The following is a 22,937-nucleotide window of genomic DNA, read 5'->3' as shown; positions in this document are numbered from 1 at the left end:
TCCACGTCGCGTCGACGCCGCGCGCGTTATCCAGATCAAGCATCCAGCCAGGAAACCCTGCACATGACCCACCGTCGACGCAGCATTGCCCCTCCGCTGACGGGTGCGGTGCTGCTCGTCATGGCCCTGCTGATGGGCGTGGGCGGCGCGCAGCTCATCGCGCTGGGTGGTTCCTGGTACTACGCCCTGGCAGCGCTGGGACTGGCAGCATCGGGAGTCGGGCTGGTGCTCCGCCGCCGATGGGCACTCTGGATCTACGCGGTGGTGCTGGCGGCTTCGCTGGCGTGGTCTTTGTGGGAAGCCGGACTGGACTGGTGGCCGCTCGCGGCGCGCCTCGGGGTGTTATTCGTGATCGGCATCTGGCTGCTGACGCCCTGGCTGCGGCGCGGCCTGCACGCTGCCGGCGAACCTGCGGGAAGCGCCCGGCACGATGCCGCTGGTCGCCCAGCCATCTCCGCTCGCGGCAGCCTTGCGCTGACGGTCGCGATGGCGCTGGTGTCGATGGTCTCGGTCGCTTCGTGGTTCAGCGACCCGCACGCAATCAAGGGCACCGTGCCGATCACCGCAGGCAGCACGGGGGCGGATGCGTCGGGCGTGCCGCCGGGCGAATGGCACGCGTACGGACGCACCGGCTACGGCCAACGCTACTCACCCCTGACGCAGATCACGCCGGCCAACGCCGGCCAGCTCGAGCTGGCCTGGACCTACCACACCGGCGATGTGCGCGGCCTGCCCGGCGATCCGGAGGAGACCACCTTCGAGGTCACGCCGTTGAAGATCGGCAACCGGCTGTTTCTCTGCACGCCACACCAGTCGATCATCGCGCTGAACGCCACCACCGGCGAGGAGATCTGGCGGCTGGACCCGAAGATCCAAGGCGAGCTGGCACTGCAGCATCTGACCTGCCGCGGCCTGTCGTATCACAACGATGCGAGCGCATCGGCGGCTGTCTCGGCAACCGTCGCCGACGACGGAACGATCAACGCCACGACATCGACGGTTTCGACCACAACGCCCTCAGCGCAGCAAACCGCCTCCGGCGCGCCCATCGCTGCGATCGACCTGCCGACCACGGCCGAATGCCCGTCACGTCTGTTCATGCCGACCGCCGACGGCCGCCTGATCGCGATCAACCCCGACGACGGCAAGGTCTGCGCCGACTTCGGTGGCGGCGACGGGCAGATCGACCTGTGGGCCAACATGCCCTACGTCAATCCGGGCTCTTACTACTCCACCTCGCCGGTGGTGGTGACCGCGTCGCTGGTCATCGTGGCTGGAACGGTGCTGGACAATGTTTCCACCACCGAAGCGTCCGGCGTCATCCGCGCGTTCGACGTGCACACCGGCGCGCTGGTCTGGAACTGGGACTCGGCCAAGCCGGAGCAGACCGCGCCGATCGCGGCGGAGGGGCTCTACACGCCCAACTCGCCCAACAGCTGGGCGCCGTCCAGCGTGGATGAAGCGCTGGGCATGGTGTACGTGCCCATGGGCAACCAGCCGCCCGACCAGTGGGGTGGCAACCGCAGCGCGAACGTGGAGCGCTACTCGTCGGCGGTGGTGGCGCTCGACCTGGCCACCGGCCGCGAGCGCTGGGTGTTCCAGACGGTGCATCACGACCTGTGGGACTACGACGTGCCCGCGCAGCCGAGCCTGATCGACCTGACCGTCGGCGGCCAGCGCATTCCTGCCCTGGTACAGCCGACCAAGCAGGGCGAGGTCTTCGTGCTCGACCGGCGGACCGGCGAGCCCATCCTGCCGGTGACCGAAACGGCGGTGCCGCAAGGCGCCGCCGCCGGCGACCACACCGCGCCCACCCAGCCGGTGTCCGCGCTGTCCTACGATCCGCCGCCGCTGCGCGGACGCGACATGTGGGGCGCGACGCTGTTCGACCAGCTGGCCTGCCGCATCGATCTGCGCAAGCTGCGCTACGAAGGCCGCTACACCCCGCCATCCACCCAGGGCACGCTGGTGTATCCGGGCAACTTCGGCGTGTTCAACTGGGGCGGCGTCGCGGTGGACCCGGAGCGCCAGATCACCTTCACCACGCCCACCCGGCTGGCGTTCGTCTCGCGCTTGATACCGCGCGAAAACGCCACCGAGCTGTACGTCAATGACGGCAAAACCCCGCCGGGCAGCGAGGCCTTGCCCGCGCTCAACGAAAACTTCGGTGCCCCGTTCGCGATATCGCTGGCACCGTTTGTGTCCAGGCTCGGGCTGCCGTGCCAGGCGCCACCGTGGGGCTTCGTGGCGGTGTCCGACCTGACCACGGGCAAGCGCATCTGGCAGCACCGGAACGGCACCGTGCGCGACAGCTCGCCCTTGCCGCTGCCGTTCCGCATGGGCGTGCCCAACCTGGGCGGTCCGATCATGACGGCCGGCGGGGTCGCCTTCCTTTCCAGCACGCTGGATTACTACATGCGAGCCTACGACGTCTCCACCGGCGCGCTGTTGTGGCAGAGCCGGCTCCCTGCCGGCGGCCAGGCCACGCCGATGAGCTACCTCGGTGAGGATGGTCGCCAGTACGTGGTGGTCGCCGCCGGCGGGCACGGCTCGCTGGGCACCAAAACGGGCGACTCGGTCATCGCCTACGCCCTGCCAGCGACGTCGGAGTGATTCAGCCGAGCGGTACAGGAGGCGGACAAGTCCACCGCCTCCGCCACGCTCAGTCCTTTTTCAGCAACGATTTCAGATTGGCGAACGGATTGCCCGTTGCCGCGGCCGGCCGGTCCTCGGCATCCAGCGCGCTGCCGCCGGTGTAGTCCACGTAGCGCGAGTGCTCGTTGTCGTGGCAGTACACGCACAGCAACTCCCAGTTGCTGCCGTCGGGTGGATTGAAGTCGTGGTCGTGATTGCGGTGGTGCACCGTAAGTTCGCGCAGGTTGGCGCGGGTGAACTCACGTGCGCAGCGCCCGCAGATCCACGGGTACATCTTCAACGCCCGCTCGCGATAGCCCTTGTCGCGCTGCTCGGCATCGCGTCGCGCCTGCGCGATAACGCGGTCGAGGATCTGGCTGGAGGTGGTGGCTTTATCGGACGACATGAAGGTCTTTCGCTTGGCGTGATGTGCCGACTCTATCGGATGCAGAGCGGCGAAGATCGCGCTTGCAAAACCTTCAGCGCAGGTGCGTCGCCATAAGACCTCGACTCCGATGATCCGCGCAACCGACCTCCGTGGTGGGCCCACCAGGACTCGAACCTGGAACCAACGAATTATGAGTTCGCTGCTCTAACCATTGAGCTATAGGCCCGCGTCGCGGCCGCCAATTATAGCCTGCCGGATACGGCGAAGCCCCGCGCATGGCGGGGCTCCGGTGCGCCGTGGCGCGTTGGTACGTGCGAGGTTGCCGCGTGCGGCTTACTCGATCTCGAGGAAGCTGCGCAGTTGCTCCGAGCGGCTCGGGTGACGCAGCTTTCGCAGCGCCTTGGCCTCTATCTGGCGAATCCGCTCGCGGGTGACGTCGAACTGCTTGCCGACTTCCTCAAGGGTGTGGTCGGTGTTCATGTCGATGCCGAAGCGCATGCGCAGCACCTTGGCCTCGCGCGGAGTCAGTCCGGCCAGCACGTCGCGCACGGTTTCCATCAGGTTGATGTTGACCGTCGCATCCACCGGGGACTCCACGTTGGTGTCCTCGATGAAATCGCCCAGGTGGGAGTCCTCGTCGTCGCCGATCGGGGTTTCCATGGAGATCGGTTCCTTGGCGATCTTCATCACCTTGCGGACCTTGTCCTCGGGCATCTCCATTTCCTTGGCCAGCTCTTCGGGCGTGGCTTCACGGCCGTACTGCTGCAGCATCTGGCGCGAGATGCGGTTGAGCTTGTTGATCGTCTCGATCATGTGCACCGGGATGCGGATGGTGCGCGCCTGGTCGGCGATCGAGCGGGTGATCGCCTGGCGGATCCACCACGTGGCGTAGGTCGAGAACTTGAAGCCGCGGCGGTGCTCGAACTTGTCGACCGCCTTCATCAGGCCGATGTTGCCCTCCTGGATCAGGTCCAGGAACTGCAGGCCGCGGTTGGTGTATTTCTTGGCGATCGAGATCACCAGGCGCAGGTTGGCCTCGATCATCTCGCGCTTGGCCTTGCGCGCGCGGGTCTCGCCGTAGGCCATGGTGCGGCTGATCTCGCGCAGGTCGGCCAGGGTGATCCGCATCGCGGTCTCGGTGGCGATGGTCGCCTCCTGCTCGGCGATGATCTGGTCCTTCACTTCGCGCAGGCCCGAGGCCCACTTCTGCTTGCGCTTGAGCAGGTCATCGACCCACTCCAGGTTGGTCTGGTTGCCGTCCCACGAGCGGATGAAGTCCTTGCGCGGCATTTTCGCCACACGGGTCGCCAGCTCGAGGATGCGGCGCTCCTGGCGGCGCAGTTCGGCCTGGGTGCTGCGCATGTTCTGCACCAGCACGTCGGTCAGCGGCAGCGGCAGCTTCAGGGTGACGAACACCTCGGCCATCTCCTCGCGCAGCTTGACCACCGACTTGTGGCTGGGGCCGTGCTTGGCATAGGCCTTCTCGAACTGCGTGTAGAGGTCGCTGAGGTGCTCGAAGCGTGCGGTCACCTCGGCCGGATCGGGACCGGTCGGGCCCTCGTCGACGACTTCCTCGTCGTCGTCCTCCTCGGCGTCCTCGTCGACTTCGTCCTCTTCCTTGACCGGCTCGGGCACGGCCGACATGGCCTCGGCCGGCGGCGGCGCCACGGTCGGGTCTTCAAGCTGGTCAAGGAAGCCGACCAGCAGCTCAGCCAGGCGCTTCTTGCCGGCCTTGTGCAGTTCGTAGTCTTCCAGGATCAGCTGGATGGTGCTGGGGAACAGCGCGATGGATGCCTGGACCTGGTTGAGGCCGTCCTCGATGCGCTTGGCGATCTCGATCTCGCCTTCGCGGGTCAGCAGGTCGACCGTGCCCATCTCGCGCATGTACATGCGCACCGGGTCGGTCGTGCGGCCACCCTCGGCATCCAGGCCGGTCAGGGCGGCAGCGGCTTCCTCGGCGGTGGTCTCATCAACCTCACGCCCGCTGGAGCTGGTGTCGCCGATCGACAGGGTGTCGGCATCGGGCGCGACTTCGTGCACTTCGATGCCCATGCCATTGATCAGGGCGATGACGTCCTCGATCTGCTCCGCCTCGACCATGTCGGCCGGCAGGTGATCGTTGACTTCCGCATACGTCAGGTAGCCTTGCTCCAGGCCCTTACTGATCAGCGATTTGATATCGGACTTGGGAGCCGGACTCTCGTTTGCCATGCGGCTGCGCTACCATATTATTTGGGGCTGGGGAACCTTGTATTATACCACTGCTGCGCACTTCTGCTGCGCGCATACGGCGGTATGGCCTCTGCGGCATCAGGCCCGCAGAAGGAAGGTGACCGGACCATCATTGGCCAGGCTCACTACCATATGGGCACCAAAGCGCCCGGTTTCCACCCCTGCCGGCAACAATCGCCTGCAGGAGTCGAGCAATTGGTTGAATAACGGTTCAGCCTGTTCAGGTGCGGCGGCGGTACTGAAGCCCGGACGCATGCCGCTGGCGGTGTCGGCGACCAGGGTGAACTGGCTGACCAGCAGCAACTGCCCGCCGCTGTCGGCCAGGCCCAGGTTCATCCGCCCCTGCGCATCGGCAAACACCCGGTAGCCGAGCAAACGCTGCGCCATGCGCTCGACCTGCGCCTCGCCGTCCTCCGGCTCGACACCGACCAGCGCCAGCAGGCCCGGGCCGATGCCGCCCAGCAGCTCGTCGTCGACGCGCACGCTGGCGTGGCTGACACGTTGGATAAGGGCAAGCATCGGCGCACAGTAGCCGAGCGTCGCGCGCGGCGCCACGGTCGTGCGCGATGCTCCGCCTCCGCGCGGAATCGGCGCGATCCGGCGGCTACACTGCCAGCGATGAGCCGCTTCCTCGCCCACGCCCTGTATATCTTTGCCGCGCTGGTGGCGCGCCTGCCATGGCGCGGCCTGTACGGGATCGCGGACGTGCTGGCGAAAGTGGTGCTGCGCCCGTCCAGCCGCGAGAGCCGGGTCACCGCGTGCAACCTGGCAATCGCCTACCCGGACATGCACCCCGCGCAGCGCGAGGAGCTGCGCCAGGAAGTGCTGCGCACCACCGCGCGCCAGCTGATGGAGACGCTGCGTCTGTGGACCCGGCCGCATGCGGAGAACATGGCCCTGATCCGCGAGGAGCACGGCACCGATCTCCTGGACGCGGCGATCACCGCCGGCCGCGGAGTGATCATCGCCGCACCGCACTACGGCAACTGGGAGCTGCTGAACCAGTGGCTGGCGCTGCGCACCCCGGTGGCCATCCTGTACGCGCCGCCCGACTCCCAGGTCGGCGAGGAATTCCTCAAACGGGTACGCGCCGATGACAGCGGCGATGTCGACCAGCCGCCGCGCGTCACCCAGATCCGCGCCGAAGCCGCGGGGGTGCGCCAGTTGTTCAAGCAGCTGGCCACGGGCGGGGTGCTCGGCATCCTGCCCGACCAGCAACCCAAGCAGGGCGACGGCGCGTTCGGGGAGTTCTTCGGCACCCCGGCGCTCACCATGAGCCTGCTCGGCCGGTTGGCCGCGCGCAGCGGCGCCACCGTGCTGATGGCGTACTGCGAGCGCATCGACAGCCACCCGGCCGGGCCCGGGTTTGCCGTGCACATCGAGGCGGCGCCCGACGACGTGGCCGATCCGGACCCGACCGTCGCGGTGACGGCGCTCAACGCGGCGGTGGGGCGCATCGCCCGGCGCGATCCGTCGCAGTACCAGTGGACCTACAAGCGTTACTCGCTGCGCCCGCCCGGCAGCGGCGAGGACAACCCCTATTGGCCCCAGTGCTACTGAGCAGACCCCGACCGTGAAGCAAGGATTCCTTCAGTGAGCCCGTTGCATGACCCAGTCACCGCCTGATCCGCCTGGCACTCCCGCGACCGGCCCTGCCGCGGATCAATTTCTCGACTGGCAAGCGCTGCCGGCGCGCGCGCGACTGCTGTTCCTGCTCGCCAATGCGCCCCCGCTGGCATTCGCTTGCGCGCTGGGGGGCTCACTGCTTGCCAAACTCGGGGCAGTCCTGCTCGACGCCGACGGGGCGGGCGGCTTGCCCATGGTCCTGGTCGGCGCGGCGCTGGGTCTGTTGATCGGCGGCGGACTGGGCGGGATGCTCGGCCACAAGCAGTTCCGCCATACCTACTGGCGACTCGACCCGGAGGGATTGGCGCTGCGTCGCGGTCGCATGTGGCTGCGCGAGACCCGGGTGCCGGTCACGCGCGTGCAGCATCTGGACCTGAAGCGCGGCCCGCTGCAGCGTCGTCGGGGCCTGGCAACGCTGGTCGTGCACACCGCGGGCACCCGCAACAGTTCTGTCGTGGTGCCCAACATCGACTTCGACGACGCCCAGTTCCTGCGCGACCGCCTCGGCCGGCAGATCGATCTCGACCATGACGACTGACGCCGCCGCACCGGCCGAGCCCGAACACCGGCTGCATCCGATGTCGTGGCTGTTCGTGCTGGTGGCGCAGCTCAAGCAGTTCATCGTCCCGCTGATCGCGCTGTTTCTTTTTGGCCGCCGCGACGAGGGCGGGCTGTGGCCATTGATCGGCGTGGGCGTGCTCGCGATCGGTTCGCTCTGGCAGTACTTCACCTACCGCTATGCGGTCGCGGAAGATGCGCTGGTGGTGCGCAGCGGGCTGCTGGAGCGGCGCCTGCGGGTGATCCCGTTCTCGCGGATCCACAACGTTGCCGTTGAGCAATCGGTGCTGCACCGTGTGTTCGGTGTGGCCGAGGTGCGCCTGGAATCGGCCGGCGGCAGCAAGCCGGAGGCGACGATGCGCGTGTTGACACTGGCCGACGCGCTGGAGCTGGAGACGCTGGTGCGGCGGCGCGGACGGGCGGGCTCTGCGTCCACGAGGGCGCCGGGTCCGGCGATGGCAGTAGCGGACGATGGCGTTGGCCCGGACCAGGCCACCCACGCCGCAGCGACCACCGCACCCGAGCCCCTGCTTCGCATGGGCACCATGGACCTGCTGCGGCTGGGCGTGGTGTCCAACCGCGGCATGATCCTGGTCGGCGCGGGCGTGGCCGCGTTCTCGCAGACCGGCGGCCGGCTGTGGTCGAACCTGTTCGAGCGCCTCGGCGGCACCTGGGAGACCTGGTACGGCGCCAACCATTGGCCCATCTGGCAGTGGCTGGCGGGTGGGCTGGCGATGTTGGCGGCGATCCTGTTGGTCCTGCGTCTGCTGTCGCTGCTGCTGGCGGTGCTGCAGTACTACGGTTTCGTGCTCAGTCGCGACGGCCGCCGCCTGACGGTCGAGCGCGGACTGCTGACCCGGTGGCGCACCAGCGCGTCGCGGCGACGGATCCAGGCGTGGACGCTGACCGAAGGCCTGCTGCACCGGTGGCTGAAGCAGCGCACGCTGGAGGTCGACACGGCCGCCAGCCAGCAGGAAGGCCAGGCCCGGACCCTGCACGAACTGGCGCCAATCGCCCCGCGCGAGGACTGCGACCGGCTGATCGGGGAATTGCTGCCCCAGGCGCGCTGGCACGCGCTGGAATGGCAGTCCGTGCCGATGCGTGGCTGGTGGCGACGGATGCTGTCGACGCTGCCGTGGATCGTGCTGGTGACCGTAGCGCTGTCCGTCCGCCTTGGCGGGTGGGGCCTGCTGGCACTGGCCTGGCTGCCGTGGGCGGCGGTGCAGGCGCGTGCCGAGGCGCGCCGCGCCGGCTGGACACTGGGCGAGGAGCTGGTTGCGGTCCGCGAGGGCTGGTGGCAGCGCTACTGGCGCTTCGCCGAGGTCGACAAGCTACAAGCGCTGCGCCTGACCCGCTCGCCGCTGGACCGGCACTTCGACACCGCCACGCTGTGGCTGGACACCGCCGGCGCCGGCGCCCGATCGCCCCAGTTGTGCATCCGCTACCTGCCGTACGCGAGCGCCGACGCGGTGTACCGACGGTTGTCATCGAAACTCGCGCGGCGGCCTCTGCGCTGGTAATCGGGTTGCCCGCGTAGACCGCGGACGGTCGCGCTCGGCCCCGGCCCATATCCGGGCACCAATCAGCGCGCGCTGCGTCCCCAGTAACCCAGCTGCCGGCGGATCTGCAGGCCGCGGGTCAGCGCGCCCAGCGGCTTGCGCCCCAGCGGACCCAGCTCACCGGCCAGCAACGCATCGGTGGCGGCGATGACGCGTTGCGAGGACTGCCCGTCGCGGTACGGATGGATCGCATCGGCGTACGCGGCGATCGCCGCCAGCGGCGCCAGGGCCGGGTCGAAGGCGCGCGCGAGCATCGCCGGCAGCGCGGCGGGATCGTCGAAGTCGATCATGTGCGGCTTGGGCGCGCGGTTGCGGAAGGTCACCACCGGTTTGCGCTGGACCACGAACTCGCTGACCACCGAGGTGGTGTCGGCGAGCAGCACGTCGGCCGCGCGCTGGGCGCTGACCAGCTGCTCCGTCTCCACGAAACAGGCGTTCGCCCCGACCAGGGAGCGGTAGCGCTCGAACAGGTCCGGCGCGCACTTGGGGTGCAGGGTCAGGATCCAGTAGCACTCGCCGCGCGCGATCTCGGCGCTGATCGCGGCCAGCAGGTGCGGCGCCGCGCTCAGCCGCTCGGTGAAGGTGGAGGCGAACATCACCACCGGCCGCCCGCCGGCCGCCTCGCGCAGCTGCCGCGCCAGCGGGTCGGGTTCGCCGAAGAGTGGATCGAGCTTGGGCCAACCGGTTTCGACCACCTTGAAGTGGCCGGCGGAAGCGGCCAGCTCGCGGAACGGCGTCGTCGTCGCCGGGCCCTGCGTGCAATACAGGTCGAACAGCCCGCGCACCCGGAAGTGGCCACGCGCGGCATCGCGTTTTTCCACGTTGAAGCCGTGGAACAGCTGCACCTTGGCCCCGGCCACGAACGGCGGCACCCAGTTGGCCGCACTGAACACCGCGCGCGGACGCAGCGCCACTGCGGCGCGGACGTCGTCTACCATGCGCACCGGCGCCGGCAATTCGGCCCCCGCCGCGCCGTCGACCAGCCACGCACTCACGCCATGGCCGCCGGCTTGCAGCGCGCGCGCCAGCGGCTGCAGGATGGGCAGCGCGTAGCGCTCGGTCGCGAACAACAGGTATTCCGCCATCAACGCTTCCCCGGCTCCGTCACCCACCCGTCCAGCACCCGCGGTGCCAGCGATATCGGCCTGCATTATCACGTTCAACGAGGCCGCCCGCATCGGCGACTGCCTCACCTCGCTGGCGTTCTGCGACGAGATCGTGGTGGTGGACTCGCAGTCGACCGACGCGACGGTGCGGATCGCCGAGTCGTTCGGCGCGCGCGTGCTGCAACGGCCGTTCACCGGGTTCCGCAGCCAGAAGGCGTTTGCGGTCGAGCAGGCGCGGCACGACTGGGTGCTGTGCGTGGACGCGGACGAGCGGGTCAGCGACGGCCTGCGCGGGTCGATCCTGGCGGCGCGTGACGGCGGCTTTGACGGCGCGGCGGGTTACCGCTTCGCCCGTCTGGACAACTATTTCGGCCGCTTCCTGCGCCACGGGAACGCCTACCCCGACCGGATCCTGCGCCTGTTCGACCGCCGTCGCGGCGGCTGGCGGGGCAAGCGGGAGATCCACGAGGCCGCCAGCGTCGATGGCCCGGTCCTGACGCTTGCCGGCGACCTGATCCACTACCCCTATCGCTCGCTGGAGCAGCAACTGGCCAAGACCCAGCGCTACGCGAGGATGATGGCCGAGCACGATTTCGCCCGCGGCAAGCGCGCCTCGCTGGCCAAGCTGGTGCTGTCGCCGGCGTGGCGGTTCTGGCGCGGCTACCTCCTGCGGGCGGGGTTCCTCGACGGCTGGCACGGGCTGGTCTACGCCTACGTGCGGGCCAACTATGTCCGCCAGAAGACCATCATGTTGTGGCTGCTGCAGAACGGCCAGGCGGTCGCAGATACCGTTGAAGAGGGCGACGGACGTGTCCCGGCCTCCTCCATTGCGTCGAACTCTGCGGCCGCCTCCGACGTTGCCGCGACGCGCGCCGTCGCTGACGACCTGACGCCCCGCGCCCCCCACCCGCCGCGCGCGGAAGGCTGAGGGCGGCCCATGTGCGGTATCGCCGGCGCCTGGACGCCCGCCCCGCGTGACAGTGCCGAGGACTTGGCTGCGCTGGGCACCCGCATGGGCAGCGCCATCGCCCATCGCGGCCCGGACGACGCCGGCGTCTGGACCGACCCCGCGTCCGGTCTGGTGCTCTCGCACCGCCGCCTGGCGATCGTCGACCTGAGCCCGGAAGGCCACCAGCCGATGGTGTCCGCGGACGAGCGCTGGGTGATCGCCTTCAACGGCGAGATCTACAACCACCGCGAGCTGCGCGCGGAGTTGGGGGCGCTGGGTCACCGCTTCCGCGGCCACTCCGATACCGAGGTCCTGCTTGCCGCCATTGCCCAGTGGGGCGTGCAGGCGGCGCTGGAGCGCGGCAACGGCATGCTCGCGCTGGCCGCCTGGGACCGCCACGAAAAAGTGCTGTGGCTGGCCCGCGACCGGGTCGGCAAGAAGCCGCTGTACTACGGCTGGGCCGATGACGGCAGCTTCGTGTTCGGCAGCGAACTGGCGGCGCTGCGCGCGCATCCGGCGCTGTCGGGCGAGGTCGATCCGGACGCGCTGGCCCTGCTGCTGCGTCTGGACTACATCCCCGTGCCGCACGCGATCCTGCGCGGCGTGCACAAGCTCGCCGCCGGCCGCCTGCTGCGCATCGATGCGGGCACGATGCGCGCCGGCAACAGCAGCTTCGACCCGATCAACGGGCCGGTCAGCTGGTGGAGCAGCCGCGACCGCCAGCGCGCGGCGATCCAGCGCGGTTTCGCCGGCGACGAGACCGCGGCGCTGGCCGAGCTGGATGCGCTGCTCCGCGACGCGACCGCACTGCGCATGGAGGCCGACGTCCCGCTGGGCGCGTTCCTGTCCGGCGGCACCGACTCCTCGCTGGTCACCGCGCTGATGCAGGCGCAGTCCAGCCGCCCGGTGCGCAGCTTCTCGATCGGCTTCGACAACGCCATCCACGACGAGAGCCGCTACGCAGCCGCCGTCGCCCGACATCTGGGCACCGACCACACGCCGCTTCACGTCGACGGCGCCGCCGCGCTCGCCCTGGTGCCGGAGTTGCCAACGATCTTCGACGAGCCCTTCGCCGACTCCTCCCAGGTGCCCACGGCGCTGCTGTGCCGGCTGGCCCGCGAGCACGTGACCGTCGCGCTGTCGGGGGATGGCGGCGACGAGCTGTTCTTCGGCTACGGCCGCTATGCGCGCGCGCTGCGCAACGAGCAGCGCCTGTCCCGCCTGCCGCGTCGCCTGCTGGCCCGGCTCGCCGGCGATCCCGGCGAACGTGCGCGTCTTGGCGGACTGGCGGCACTGCGTGCGGAACTCGCCGCCGGCGACCTCCAGGGGCTGGCGCGGCAACGGGTGACCCGCTGGCGCAGGCCGGAGGACGTGGTGATCGGCGCGCGCCGCCTGCTCACCGCCTACGACGATCCCGCCGCGATGCCCGGCGTCGGCACCGGCGCGGACGCGCTGATGCAACTGGATTTCGCCTGCTACCTGGCCGAGGACATCCTGACCAAGGTCGACCGCGCCAGCATGGCGGTCGCGCTGGAAACCCGCGCGCCGCTGCTGGACTGGCGGGTCGCCGAGTTCGCCTGGTCCCTGCCGCTGTCGATGAAGTGGCACGACGGCGAGCTCAAGCACCTTCCCAAGCGTCTGCTCACGCGCTACCTGCCCAATGACCTGGTCTACCGTCCCAAATCCGGCTTCGGCGCGCCGGTCGGCGACTGGCTGCGCGGCCCGCTGCGCGACTGGGCCGAGGCCCAGCTCGACGAGCGCCGCCTGCGCGCGGAAGGCCACTTCCACCCCGCTCCGATCCGCGCGATCTGGCGCGAATTCCTCGCCGGCCAACGCAAATGGCACACCCACCTCTGGGGCGTGCTGATGTTCCAGGCGTGGTGCGAGTCGCAGGATGAGCGCAGAGCCCGGAAGCCGACGACATCCGGTGATCAATGAAGCTCCTGCTGACCAACTTCCACGACGGCGACGGCGGCGGTCATACGACCTACCTGGCGTCGCTGGCCAAGGGGCTTGCGCCGCGCCGGGAGGTCTCCGTCTGCGTCGCCGCCCCACCCGGAAGCCGCCTGCTGCGCGAGGCCGGCGCGATCCCCGGCGTGGCCACGCTGGCCCAGCCCTTCCCCAATGGTTTGCGCCGGCTGGGGGCGATCCGCCGCGCCCGCGAGGCGCTGGCAGCGCATCTGCGCGAGCATGCGTACGACCTCATCCACGTCAATGGCTCGGCCGACCATCGGCTGGTGCTGGCCGCGATGCGCCGGTTGCCCAGACGACCCCGCCTGCTGCTGACCAAACACAATTCCAAGCCGATGCAGGGCATCGGCCACTGGTGGCGCGCGCGCCGCACCGACCAGGTGATCGCGGTCAGCGACTTCACCCGCCGCGCCCTTGCCAACACCGCCTACGCGCGCTGCCGCCTGGCCACCGTGCACAACGGCATCGATACCGACTACTACGCGCCATGGCCGGCCGACCGCGCGCGCGCGGAACGCGACGCACGCTTTGCCGATTCACCCGCGCTGGTGCTGGGCAGCAATGCCGGCACCGCCGACTACAAGGGCTGGATGGACCTGGTGGAGGCCATCGCGCTGATCCCGGCGGCACAGCGCGAACAGGTGCGCGTGCTGCTGGCAGGGCGTCCGCCGTCGGCCGGCTCGCTGGCGCGGATGGACGCGCTGGGGCTGCGCGGGCAGGTGCATTTCGCCGGCCTGCTGGACGATGTCCGGCCGATGATCGCCGCGATCGACGCCGGCTTCGTGCTGTCCTGGGATGTGGAAACGATCTCCTTCGCCTGCCGGGAGATGATGGCGATGGGCAAGCCGGTGCTGGTCAGCGACTACGCCGGCCTGCCGGAAAATATCCGCCTCGGTGTGGATGGCTGGGTCACGCCGGTGCGTGACGTGCCGGGGATCGCCGCGGCAATCCAGATGCTGCTGGAGCAGCGCGCCACCTTGCCGGCCATGGGCGAGGCGGCACGCGCCCATGCGCTGGAGGAATTCGGCATTGATCGCTTCGTGGACGGCACCGAGGCGGTGTACCGCGAGCTACTCGCCGCCGAGTGAAGCCGGCGCCTTGCGCAGTCGCGCATAGAAGAACCCGTCCATGCCGTCCTCGCCGGGCAGGCGTTGCCGGCCGTGGGTTTCCCTGACCGGCGCGCGGCCGAAGCTTTCGTCCAGCGGCTCGGCGTGCGCATCGGTGGTGCGGGCAAGGAAGCCGGCGATCTGGCGGTCGTTCTCGTCGCGAAGGATCGAGCAGGTCGTGTAGACCAGAGCTCCACCCGGCGCCACGGTTTGCCACAACGCGTCCAGCAGCCGGCCCTGCAGCGCGACCAGGTTGTCGATGTCGGACTCGCGCCGGTGCAGCAGCACGTCGGGTTGGCGGCGGATGATGCCGGTCGCCGAGCAAGGCGCGTCCAGCACGATGGCATCAAATGGCACGCCGTCCCACCACGCCGCCAGATCGGTGGCGTCGGCCGCCAGCAGCGTGGCATCCGCGCCCAGTTGTACGCGGTCAAGCGTCGCCCGGACATGGCGCAGGCGGCGCCGGTCGATGTCCAGCGCAGTCAGTTCGATGCCCGGTTCACGTTCCAGCAGATGGGCGGCCTTGCCACCGGGCGCGGCGCAGGCGTCCAGCACCCGCATCCGGCCCCGCACCGTCATCGCGTCGATCACGCGCTGCGCGGCGCCGTCCTGCACCGACACCCGGCCTTCGGCAAAGCCGGGCAAGCCGGCGACGGGCACCGGCGCGTCGAGGCGCAGGGCGTCGTCCAGCCCTTCCACCACGGCGCCTTCGATTCCCGCTGCGGCCAGCTCGTCGCGATACGCATCGCGAGCGCCCTGTTGGCGATTGACCCGCAGCCACATCGGCGGCGCCTGCTCGCTTGCGTCCAGAATCGCGGCGGCGTCTGCGGGCCAGTCGGCCTCGATGCGCGTGCGCAGCCAGGCCGGCCAGTGCGCGTGGGATTCCGAAGCAGGCAGGCCTTCGCGCAGGGCGCGGCGCAACAGGGCGTTGACCGTCCCGGCCTGGTGGTCGCGACCAAGTCCTCGCGCCGCCTCAACCGTCGCCGCGACCGCCGCGTGTGCCGGCAGGCCCATCGGGTCGAGCTGGGCGAAACCGACCAGCAGCAGCGCCCGCAGCTCGCGGTCGCGACGCGCCAGCGGCCGCGGCATCCACGCCGCCAGTGCCGCGTCGAACCGCGCCGGCTGGCGCAGGACCGCCAGGCAGATTGCCTCCACCAGCGCGCGGTCGCGCGGGTCTTCCAGTTCCTGCTGCGCGCCCGCCAGCTCGGCCTTCAGCGAGCGTCCGTGATGCAGGACGGCGTCCAGCACGCGGGTGGCGGCAATGCGCGGCTGGCTGCCCGGGGTGACGGTCATGGACGCATCAACCGCCGATGACCAGGTCGCGGCGCCCATTGAGATAGTCGGCCGCGGTGATCGCCTTGCCGCCGTCGCGCTGCAGCACGCGCACGCGCAGGCTGCCTTCGCCGCACGCCACGTCGATGCCGTCGCGACCCGCGGCGAGGACGGTGCCCGGCTCCGCGTGCTGCTCTCGCGGCACGGCGACCGCGGCGTGCAGGCGCAGACGCTCGCCGCCGATCACCGCCTCCGCCATCGGCCACGGATTGAACGCGCGCACCTTGTTGGCCAGCTCGATTGCCGGGCGATTCCAGTCGAGCTTGGCCTCGGCCTTGTCGAGCTTGTGCGCGTAGGTGACGCCGCTCTCGGGCTGCGGCTGCGCTTGCGGACGCAACCCGCCACGCAGCAGGCCCAGGCCGTCAGCCAACACCTGCGCGCCCAGCTCCGCCAGCCGGTCGTGCAACTGGCCGCCGGTTTCATCGGCGCGGATGTCGATGGCCTGCGACAGCAGCACTGGACCGGTGTCGAGGCCCTTCTCCATGCGCATCAGGCACACGCCGGTGCGGGTGTCGGCCGCCTGGATGGCGCGCTGGATCGGCGCCGCACCGCGCCAGCGCGGCAGCAGCGAGGCGTGCACGTTCCAGCACCCCTCGACGGGGATATCCAGCACTGACTGCGGCAGGATAAGGCCGTAGGCCACCACCACCAGCAGATCGGGCTCCAATGCGGCCAGTTCGTCGCGCGCAGCGGCGCTGCGGAAGTTCTCCGGCTGGTAGACCGGGATCCCTAATTCCTGCGCCACCCGCTTCACCGGGGAGGGCGCCAGCCCACGGCCGCGGCCGGCACGCCGGTCGGGCTGGGTGTAGACGGCGACGACTTCGTTGCGCTTGGCCGCTGCGCGCAGACTGGGCACGGCGAAATCCGGGGTACCGGCAAAGACGATTCTCATCGGGCCATCTTACAGCCGGGGGTGCCTGCGACCGGGCATGCCTGCACCCCGGCCTGGTCATCCGGCCTGGTCAGCCGGCCGGGGACTCAGGCGGCGTTGCGGCGCGCCTTGGCCAGCTTCTTGCGCACCATCTCGCGCTTCAGCGGAGACAGGTAGTCCACGAACAGCTTGCCCAGCAGATGGTCCATCTCGTGCTGGACGCAGACCGCCAGCAGGCCGTCGCAGTCCAGCTCGAAGGACTCGCCCTCGCGATCCAGTGCCTTGACCGTGATCCGCTCGGCGCGGGTCACCTCGGCAAAGATCCCGGGCACCGACAGGCAACCCTCCTCGTGCACCTCTTCGCCTTCGCTGGCGAGGATCTGCGGGTTGATGAACACCATCGGCGTGTCGTTTTCCTCCGACACATCAATCACCATGAAGCGCTGGTGGACATCCACCTGGCTCGCCGCCAGCCCGATGCCGGGTGCGTCGTACATGGTCTCGAACATGTCATCGAGCAGGCGCTGGAATTCCGGCGATCCGATCTGCGACGGATCGACGTCGGTCGCGACGGTGCGCAGGCGCGGATCGGGAAATTCGAGGATCGGTAACTGGGCCATGGCTCTATAAATGGGGGCGTGGATCACATCCACAAGATACCGGGTCATTATAACGCGGCCGTGGCGGTGCTTTTGCTTGCAATGACGCCATTCATCTGGGATATAGTGAGCCGCCCGCGTCGCTTTATGACGCCCGGGCGCACCTGCATGGGGAATCAGGTATACCTATTATGTTGAAGCCGATCCGCACGGTCGCTACCGCTGCGTTGCTGACAATTGCCACCTTTGCCATGGCCGCAGGGTTGCGCGGGGATCACCCCGACACCTATGTGGTCAAGAAGGGTGACACCTTGTGGGACATCGCCGGAACCTTCCTCCAGAAACCCTGGCTGTGGCCGGAAATCTGGCAGGCCAATCCGCAGGTGGAGAATCCGCACCTCATCTATCCCGGCGACGTATTGTCGCTGGCGTACCTGAACCGCGTCACCGCCCAACCCGGCCCGCGCCAGCTGGCCCCGGTCACCGGCGTTCCGCTGTCGCAGATCGAGCCGTTCCTGAAGGACCTGCGGGTCGTCGATGAAATCGACAGCCTTCCGCACGTCGTCGGCCTGGAAGAGGACCGCCTGCGCAGCGCCAAGGGCCAGGTCGTCTACATCAAGGGCCTGCCGGGCGCCGTCGCCGGCCAGCGCTATGCGGTGGTGCGTCCGACCCAGCGCTACGCCCGCCTGGACCGGACCATGTGCTGCGACATCTTCGATGCCGCCGACCTGGACAACCGCGGCCGGCGCACGATCGATTTCGAGCGCCACTGGACCAACGTGGTCGTGCCCGACCACGGATCGGAAATCCTCGGCTACGAACTAATGCAGCAGGCGACCGGCACGGTTACCCGCGGCGAAGTGGGCGGCATCGAAGCCACCACCATGGTGCTGGACGACAGCGGCCGCGAAGTGCGCATCGGCGATCGCCTGATCCCGGTCGCGGCGCAGCCGTATGACCTGCAGTTCTTCCCGCACCCGCCGCGCCAGCAGTTCGAGTACGGCCGTGCCCGCGTGTTGGCCGTGGCGGACATGCTGCGCACCGGTGGGCCCCGCGACGTGGTCGCCCTGTCGGTCGGCGCCCGTGACGGCGTGGACAACGGCACCGTGTTCTCCGGCTGGCGCGTCGGCAGCGAAGTGGTCGACCGCATGAGCACCGGCAGCGGCTGGGACCGCAGCGAGGACAGCTTCGGGCGCGCCAATCGCGTGCGCCTGCCAGACGAGTTCGCCGGCCACCTGATGGTGTTCCGGACCTTCGACAAGGTCAGCTACGCACTGGTGATGGAGGGCATCCGCCCGATCCAGGTCGGGCACGAACTGAAGCACCCCGACGCGCCGTACTGATCCACCAGCACCGACCCGCGCGCGAGGGGATTCCCTACCGCGATCAACGACGGCACCCGAGGGTGCCGTCGTCGTTTCCGCCCGATGCTCGCGGGATGGACGATTCCGCTGCCCTCGATTCCGCTGCCGCCCCTTCCACGCCGGTCGACCGCAATGACGGCGCGCGCAACCACGCCCTGCTCCGGTTGCTGGATTGCGCCGGTCCCGCCGCGGCCCGGCGCAACCTGCTGACCCAGGCGTCGCCGGAGAACGCACTGGCCGCCGGACCCTCGTTGTGGCGGGCGGTCGGGTTGCAGGCCCGGCAAGTTGCGCAGCTGCAGATGCCGCCCGCCGACGCGGTAGGTCGCTCGATGGACTGGCTGGCGGCGCCGGACCATCACCTGATCGGCTGGGACGATCCGGACTATCCGCCATTGCTGCGGCACGCGCAGAACCCACCCCTCGCCCTGTTCGTCGCCGGCGACCCCGCCCTGCTCTGGCTGCCCGCCGTCGCCATCGTCGGCAGCCGCTCGCCGACGCCGGGCGGGGCGGACAATGCACGCGAGTTCGCCCGCGTATTGGCCGGCCAGGGCCTGATGATCGCCAGCGGCATGGCCGCCGGGGTCGATACCGCCGTCCACGAGTCGACCCTGGGGGCGGGCGGCGACACCGTGGCCGTGCTGGGGACCGGTCCGGACGTTCCCTATCCGCGCGCCAACACCGCGCTGCATGCGCGCATCGCCACGAACGGCGCGGTGGTCAGCGAGCACCTTCCCGGTACCGGCGTGCGCCGCGAGCATTTCCCCAGCCGCAACCGGATCCTCGCTGGGCTCTGCCTGGGGACGCTGGTGATCGAGGCCGCCTACCGCTCCGGCGCACTGATCACCGCCCGTCTGTCGGCCGAATGCGGGCGCGAGGTGATGGCCGTTCCCGGGTCGATCCACAACCCGTTGGCGCGCGGCTGCCACCGCCTGATCCGCGACGGCGCCTGCCTGATCGAGAGCCCGTCGGACGTCGCCGACCTGTTGGCCCCCGCCATCAGCGCGCAGGCCAGCCACTTGCGCGAACGTCTGGCCGCCCCCAGTTCAGGGGAGTCGCCCCGTTCGCGCGACACGCAGCTCCCGCTCGACCCGTCACCGTCGCCGGCCTCCCGCCGCGAATCCGCCCACCCCGCACCACCTAGCCAGAACGACGGTGACCACCACATTTTGTGGCAGGCCCTCGGTCACGACCCTACAGATATGGATCAGCTTGTTCAGCGCACCGGATTGACGCCCGCACGCCTGTCATCCATGCTGCTGCCGCTGGAGCTGGAGGGTCGAGTGGTCGCGCAACACGGCCGCTTCCATCGCCATCGATGATCCGTCGCGTGACGGTTCGACGGTCCCAAGCAACTCCTGACCCACCGCGCCGCCTGCGGCGCAGGCCGAGGGGAAATGAAAGAAAGCATTCTGGATGTCCTGCTGTACCTGTTCGAGCACTACTTCACTGAAGATGCGGACCTCGTCCGCGACCGTGAAAACCTGCAAAGCGGACCGCTGTTCGAGGAACTCGGCCAGGCAGGCTTCAGCGCTGCCGAGATCAACAAGGCCTTTGAGTGGCTGGATGCATTGGCGCGACAGCGGCCGGCGCCCAGTCCCGTGCGCGCCGATCGGCCGACGCGTGTCTACGCAGGGCCCGAGCTGGACCGGCTGGACACCGATTGCCGCGGCTTCCTGCTGTTTCTGGAGCAGCACGGCGTGCTCGACGCGGGCCAGCGTGAGTTGGTGATTGATCGCGCAATGGCGCTGGACCAGCACGAGATCGACCTGGATGACCTGAAATGGGTGGTCCTGATGGTGCTGTTCAACCAGCCTGGAAGCGAGGCGGCGTATGCCTGGATGGAAACCCAGATGTTCGAGGAAGAGCCCGACCCCGTGCATTGAGCGGCGCGACCATTAATACTGTGCGCGCCACGACCGGCCCCGATCCGGCCGTTTGTCGCGGACAAAGCTTGACAGCAGCGCCCGCGGCGTGATTTCACTGGCAACGCAATTCCGGCGTCCGTGCTCCAGCCGCGGGCGTCTGCTTGTTTGTGCTTCCCCCGGCGCTGCCGTCACGGCGCGCACCCGCCCCCCACTACAGGCTCTGCCGCGATGGCCAAGAACCTCCTCATCGTCGAATCGCCCGCCAAGGCCAAGACGATCAACAAATACCTCGGCAAGGACTTCATGGTCCTGGCCTCCTACGGTCACGTGCGTGACCTGATCCCCAAAGAAGGCGCGGTCGATCCCGATGCCAACTTCGCGATGCGCTACGACCTGATCGAGAAGAACCAGAAGCACGTCGAGGCCATCGCCAAGGAAGCCAGGAAGGCCGAGGCCGTGTTCCTGGCAACCGATCCGGATCGCGAGGGTGAGGCCATCAGCTGGCATATCGCCGAGATCCTGCGCGAGCGCGGGCTGCTGGAGGGCAAGCCGCTGAAGCGGGTGGTGTTCACCGAAATCACCCCGCGGGCGATCAACGAGGCGATGGCCAATCCGCGCGACATCGCCAGCGACCTGGTCGATGCGCAGCAGGCGCGCCGCGCGCTGGATTACCTGGTCGGGTTCAATCTGTCCCCGGTGCTGTGGCGCAAGGTCCAGCGCGGCCTGTCCGCCGGACGTGTGCAGTCGCCGGCGCTGCGCATGATCGTCGAGCGCGAGGAAGAGATCGAGGCGTTCAAGGCGCGCGAGTACTGGTCGATCGTCGCCGACTGCCTGCACCCCTCGCAGGCCTTCAACGCGCGCCTGATCAAGCTGGACGGCAAGAAGTTCGAGCAGTTCACGATCACCGACGGGGATACCGCCGAGGCCGCTCGCCAGCGCATCGTCGGCGCCGCCGGGGGCGCGCTGCAGGTCACCGACGTGGTCAGCAAGGAGCGCAAGCGCCGCCCGGCCGCTCCCTTCACGACCTCGACCCTGCAGCAGGAGGCCGCGCGCAAGCTCGGCTTCACCACCAAGCGCACCATGCAGGTCGCGCAGAAACTCTACGAGGGCGTCGCCCTGGGTGGCGAAGAAGGCACGGTCGGCCTGATCAGCTACATGCGTACCGACTCCGTCGCCCTGTCGCAGGACGCGGTCGCCGAGATCCGCGACGTGATTGCCCGCGACTACGGCATCGGCGCGGTGCCCGACCAGCCGGTGACCTACAAATCCAAGGCCAAGAACGCGCAGGAAGCCCATGAGGCGGTGCGCCCGACCTCCGCGCTGCGCACGCCCGCGCAGATGGCCAGCTTCCTGGAGGATGACGCGCGCCGCCTGTACGAGCTGATCTGGAAGCGCGCCGTCGCCAGCCAGATGGTCCCGGCCACGCTCAACACCGTCTCGGTCGACCTGGCTGCGGGCGGCGAGCACAGCTTCCGGGTGTCGGGCACCACCGTGATCGACCCTGGCTTCCTGGCCGTGTACGAGGAAGGCAAGGACACCAAGGCCGAGGATGCCGACGACGAGGGCCGCAAGCTGCCGCCGATGAAGACCGGCGACCGCATCCCGCTGCAGCAGGTCAATGCCAACCAGCACTTCACCGAGCCACCGCCGCGTTTCTCGGAAGCCTCGCTGGTGAAGACCCTGGAGGAGTACGGCATCGGCCGGCCGTCCACCTACGCCTCGATCATCGCGACCCTGCTGTTCCGCCAGTACGTCGAGCTGGAAAGCCGCCGCTTCCGTCCCACCGACGTCGGCCGCGCGGTCAGCAATTTCCTCTCCGGCCATTTCACCCGCTACGTGGACTATGACTTCACGGCCAAGCTGGAGGACGAACTGGACGCCGTTTCACGCGGTGAGCAGGACTGGGTGCCGCTGATGGAGCGCTTCTGGACCCCGTTCAAGGAAATGGTCGACGACAAGATGGAGTCGGTCGACCGCAGTCAGGCCACCGGCGCGCGCGAGCTGGGCACCGACCCCAAGACCGGCAAGCCGGTCAGCGTGCGCCTGGGTCGATACGGGCCGTACGCCGCCATCGGCAGCACCGCCGAGGACGCCGAGGACAAGCCCAAGTTCGCCTCGCTCCGGCCCGGCCAGAGCATGCACACCATCAGCCTGGAGGACGCGCTGGAGCTGTTCCTGATGCCGCGCCACCTGGGCCAGGACAAGGGCGAGGACGTCAGCGTCGGCATCGGCCGCTTCGGGCCGTTCGCCAAGCGCGGCGCGGTCTACGCATCGCTGAAGAAGGAAGACGACCCGTACAAGGTCGACCTGGCGCGCGCGGTGTTCCTGATCGAGGAGAAGGAAGAGATCGCGCGCAACCGGATCATCAAGGAGTTCGAGGGCAGCGATATCCAGGTGCTCAATGGCCGCTACGGCCCGTACCTGAGTGACGGCAAGCTCAACGGCAAGATCCCCAAGGATCGCGAGCCGGCCTCGCTGACGCTGGAGGAGGTGATCCAGTTGATGGAGGAAACCGGCAAGCCGATGCGCAAGGGCTTTGGCAAGAAGGTGGTCAAGAAGGCGGCGGCCAAGGCCCCGACGAAGAAAGCGACGAAGAAGGCTGCCAAGAAAGCCACCAAGAAGGTAGCGAAAAAGGCCACGAAGAAGGCGGTGAAGAAAGCCCCGGCCAAAAAGGCCACCGGGACGGCGGCGAGCAAATCGGACGCCAAATCGGCGGGAACCACCGACGCAACGGCCGGGTAAGCAGCGCTTGAGCATCATCGGCGCAATGCGTGGGG

The 22,937-nt window shown here is 69.0% G+C and carries 17 protein-coding genes, 1 tRNA gene and 1 pseudogene; 11 read left to right on the top strand and 8 right to left on the bottom strand.

Going from position 1 to position 22,937, the window contains the following annotated elements; genetic code table 11:
• Positions 1–63 precede the first annotated feature (63 nt).
• Complete coding sequence (locus INQ43_RS01275; RefSeq protein ID WP_194034795.1) at positions 64–2,613, top strand: glucose/quinate/shikimate family membrane-bound PQQ-dependent dehydrogenase; 2,550 nt, start codon at positions 64–66, stop codon at positions 2,611–2,613.
• A gap of 49 nt (positions 2,614–2,662) precedes the next feature.
• On the opposite strand, the gene INQ43_RS01270 is transcribed toward INQ43_RS01275, so the two are convergent.
• From INQ43_RS01270 to dtd, 4 genes are all read right to left on the bottom strand, one after another.
• Positions 2,663–3,040, bottom strand: a complete 378-nt coding sequence (locus tag INQ43_RS01270) for a YajD family HNH nuclease (protein ID WP_194036863.1) — start codon at positions 3,038–3,040, stop codon at positions 2,663–2,665.
• A 132-nt stretch (positions 3,041–3,172) separates the two neighbouring features.
• Positions 3,173–3,248: transfer RNA gene (locus INQ43_RS01265), tRNA-Ile, on the bottom strand.
• 107 nt (positions 3,249–3,355) lie between these two features.
• Positions 3,356–5,233 (bottom strand): RNA polymerase sigma factor RpoD, encoded by a 1,878-nt coding sequence (gene rpoD, locus INQ43_RS01260; protein WP_194036862.1) that lies wholly within the window; start codon positions 5,231–5,233, stop codon positions 3,356–3,358.
• A gap of 99 nt (positions 5,234–5,332) precedes the next feature.
• A complete protein-coding gene (dtd, locus tag INQ43_RS01255; RefSeq protein ID WP_194036861.1) occupies positions 5,333–5,773 on the bottom strand; it encodes a D-aminoacyl-tRNA deacylase in 441 nt (146 codons plus the stop codon).
• A 99-nt stretch (positions 5,774–5,872) separates the two neighbouring features.
• On the opposite strand from dtd, the gene INQ43_RS01250 reads away from it, so the two are divergent.
• The 3 genes from INQ43_RS01250 to INQ43_RS01240 are packed head-to-tail and all read left to right on the top strand — an operon-like array spanning position 5,873 to position 8,958.
• Positions 5,873–6,814 (top strand): lauroyl acyltransferase, encoded by a 942-nt coding sequence (locus INQ43_RS01250; RefSeq protein ID WP_194036860.1) that lies wholly within the window; start codon positions 5,873–5,875, stop codon positions 6,812–6,814.
• Between the two features lie 46 nt (positions 6,815–6,860).
• Positions 6,861–7,418: a PH domain-containing protein gene (locus INQ43_RS01245; RefSeq protein WP_194036859.1), complete on the top strand. Its 558-nt coding sequence runs from the start codon at positions 6,861–6,863 to the stop codon at positions 7,416–7,418.
• Positions 7,408–8,958 carry a PH domain-containing protein gene (locus tag INQ43_RS01240; RefSeq protein ID WP_194036858.1) on the top strand — a complete coding sequence of 517 codons (1,551 nt, stop codon included), beginning with the start codon at positions 7,408–7,410 and terminating at the stop codon, positions 8,956–8,958. Before INQ43_RS01245 ends, INQ43_RS01240 begins: the two co-directional genes overlap by 11 nt.
• A gap of 62 nt (positions 8,959–9,020) precedes the next feature.
• On the opposite strand, the gene INQ43_RS01235 is transcribed toward INQ43_RS01240, so the two are convergent.
• Positions 9,021–10,085 carry a CDP-glycerol glycerophosphotransferase family protein gene (locus INQ43_RS01235; protein ID WP_194037509.1) on the bottom strand — a complete coding sequence of 355 codons (1,065 nt, stop codon included), beginning with the start codon at positions 10,083–10,085 and terminating at the stop codon, positions 9,021–9,023.
• Between the two features lie 40 nt (positions 10,086–10,125).
• Here INQ43_RS01235 and INQ43_RS01230 point away from each other — a divergent pair.
• From INQ43_RS01230 to INQ43_RS01220, 3 genes and pseudogenes are all read left to right on the top strand, one after another.
• Positions 10,126–10,872 (top strand): annotated as a pseudogene (locus tag INQ43_RS01230) (glycosyltransferase family 2 protein); the annotation flags it as partial.
• A gap of 168 nt (positions 10,873–11,040) precedes the next feature.
• Entirely contained in the window at positions 11,041–12,990 is a 1,950-nt protein-coding gene (asnB, locus tag INQ43_RS01225; protein ID WP_194036856.1) for an asparagine synthase (glutamine-hydrolyzing), read from the top strand.
• Positions 12,987–14,111, top strand: a complete 1,125-nt coding sequence (locus INQ43_RS01220) for a glycosyltransferase family 4 protein (RefSeq protein ID WP_194036855.1) — start codon at positions 12,987–12,989, stop codon at positions 14,109–14,111. Before asnB ends, INQ43_RS01220 begins: the two co-directional genes overlap by 4 nt.
• Here the strand turns inward: INQ43_RS01220 and rsmB are convergent.
• The 3 genes from rsmB to def form a co-directional block, all read right to left on the bottom strand.
• Entirely contained in the window at positions 14,094–15,422 is a 1,329-nt protein-coding gene (rsmB, locus tag INQ43_RS01215; RefSeq protein WP_194036854.1) for a 16S rRNA (cytosine(967)-C(5))-methyltransferase RsmB, read from the bottom strand. The genes INQ43_RS01220 and rsmB overlap by 18 nt on opposite strands.
• 7 nt (positions 15,423–15,429) lie before the next feature.
• Positions 15,430–16,353 carry a methionyl-tRNA formyltransferase gene (gene fmt / locus INQ43_RS01210; RefSeq protein WP_194036853.1) on the bottom strand — a complete coding sequence of 308 codons (924 nt, stop codon included), beginning with the start codon at positions 16,351–16,353 and terminating at the stop codon, positions 15,430–15,432.
• An 86-nt stretch (positions 16,354–16,439) separates the two neighbouring features.
• A complete protein-coding gene (gene def, locus INQ43_RS01205; RefSeq protein ID WP_194035683.1) occupies positions 16,440–16,952 on the bottom strand; it encodes a peptide deformylase in 513 nt (170 codons plus the stop codon).
• A gap of 170 nt (positions 16,953–17,122) precedes the next feature.
• On the opposite strand from def, the gene INQ43_RS01200 reads away from it, so the two are divergent.
• From INQ43_RS01200 to INQ43_RS01185, 4 genes are all read left to right on the top strand, one after another.
• Positions 17,123–18,274, top strand: a complete 1,152-nt coding sequence (locus tag INQ43_RS01200) for a LysM domain-containing protein (RefSeq protein ID WP_194036852.1) — start codon at positions 17,123–17,125, stop codon at positions 18,272–18,274.
• A gap of 95 nt (positions 18,275–18,369) precedes the next feature.
• Positions 18,370–19,614 carry a DNA-processing protein DprA gene (dprA, locus tag INQ43_RS01195; RefSeq protein WP_194036851.1) on the top strand — a complete coding sequence of 415 codons (1,245 nt, stop codon included), beginning with the start codon at positions 18,370–18,372 and terminating at the stop codon, positions 19,612–19,614.
• A gap of 75 nt (positions 19,615–19,689) precedes the next feature.
• Positions 19,690–20,178 carry a DUF494 family protein gene (locus INQ43_RS01190; RefSeq protein WP_043959646.1) on the top strand — a complete coding sequence of 163 codons (489 nt, stop codon included), beginning with the start codon at positions 19,690–19,692 and terminating at the stop codon, positions 20,176–20,178.
• A gap of 210 nt (positions 20,179–20,388) precedes the next feature.
• Positions 20,389–22,902, top strand: a complete 2,514-nt coding sequence (locus INQ43_RS01185) for a DNA topoisomerase I (protein WP_194036850.1) — start codon at positions 20,389–20,391, stop codon at positions 22,900–22,902.
• Positions 22,903–22,937 lie beyond the last annotated feature (35 nt).

It is taken from the genome of Lysobacter sp. H23M47, assembly GCF_015209765.1.
GTDB lineage: Bacteria > Pseudomonadota > Gammaproteobacteria > Xanthomonadales > Xanthomonadaceae > Novilysobacter > Novilysobacter avium.
Note: the sequence above shows the minus strand (reverse complement) of the source record. Positions and strands in the feature narration are given on the sequence as shown.

Coding starts and splice junctions, on each gene's coding strand:
- INQ43_RS01275 (WP_194034795.1), top strand. CDS start 64: ATGACCCACCGTCGACGCAGCATTGCCCCTCCGCTGACGGGTGCGGTG.
- INQ43_RS01270 (WP_194036863.1), bottom strand. CDS start 3,040: ATGTCGTCCGATAAAGCCACCACCTCCAGCCAGATCCTCGACCGCGTT.
- rpoD (WP_194036862.1), bottom strand. CDS start 5,233: ATGGCAAACGAGAGTCCGGCTCCCAAGTCCGATATCAAATCGCTGATC.
- dtd (WP_194036861.1), bottom strand. CDS start 5,773: ATGCTTGCCCTTATCCAACGTGTCAGCCACGCCAGCGTGCGCGTCGAC.
- INQ43_RS01250 (WP_194036860.1), top strand. CDS start 5,873: ATGAGCCGCTTCCTCGCCCACGCCCTGTATATCTTTGCCGCGCTGGTG.
- INQ43_RS01245 (WP_194036859.1), top strand. CDS start 6,861: ATGACCCAGTCACCGCCTGATCCGCCTGGCACTCCCGCGACCGGCCCT.
- INQ43_RS01240 (WP_194036858.1), top strand. CDS start 7,408: ATGACGACTGACGCCGCCGCACCGGCCGAGCCCGAACACCGGCTGCAT.
- asnB (WP_194036856.1), top strand. CDS start 11,041: ATGTGCGGTATCGCCGGCGCCTGGACGCCCGCCCCGCGTGACAGTGCC.
- INQ43_RS01220 (WP_194036855.1), top strand. CDS start 12,987: ATGAAGCTCCTGCTGACCAACTTCCACGACGGCGACGGCGGCGGTCAT.
- rsmB (WP_194036854.1), bottom strand. CDS start 15,422: ATGACCGTCACCCCGGGCAGCCAGCCGCGCATTGCCGCCACCCGCGTG.
- fmt (WP_194036853.1), bottom strand. CDS start 16,353: ATGAGAATCGTCTTTGCCGGTACCCCGGATTTCGCCGTGCCCAGTCTG.
- def (WP_194035683.1), bottom strand. CDS start 16,952: ATGGCCCAGTTACCGATCCTCGAATTTCCCGATCCGCGCCTGCGCACC.
- INQ43_RS01200 (WP_194036852.1), top strand. CDS start 17,123: ATGTTGAAGCCGATCCGCACGGTCGCTACCGCTGCGTTGCTGACAATT.
- dprA (WP_194036851.1), top strand. CDS start 18,370: ATGGACGATTCCGCTGCCCTCGATTCCGCTGCCGCCCCTTCCACGCCG.
- INQ43_RS01190 (WP_043959646.1), top strand. CDS start 19,690: ATGAAAGAAAGCATTCTGGATGTCCTGCTGTACCTGTTCGAGCACTAC.
- INQ43_RS01185 (WP_194036850.1), top strand. CDS start 20,389: ATGGCCAAGAACCTCCTCATCGTCGAATCGCCCGCCAAGGCCAAGACG.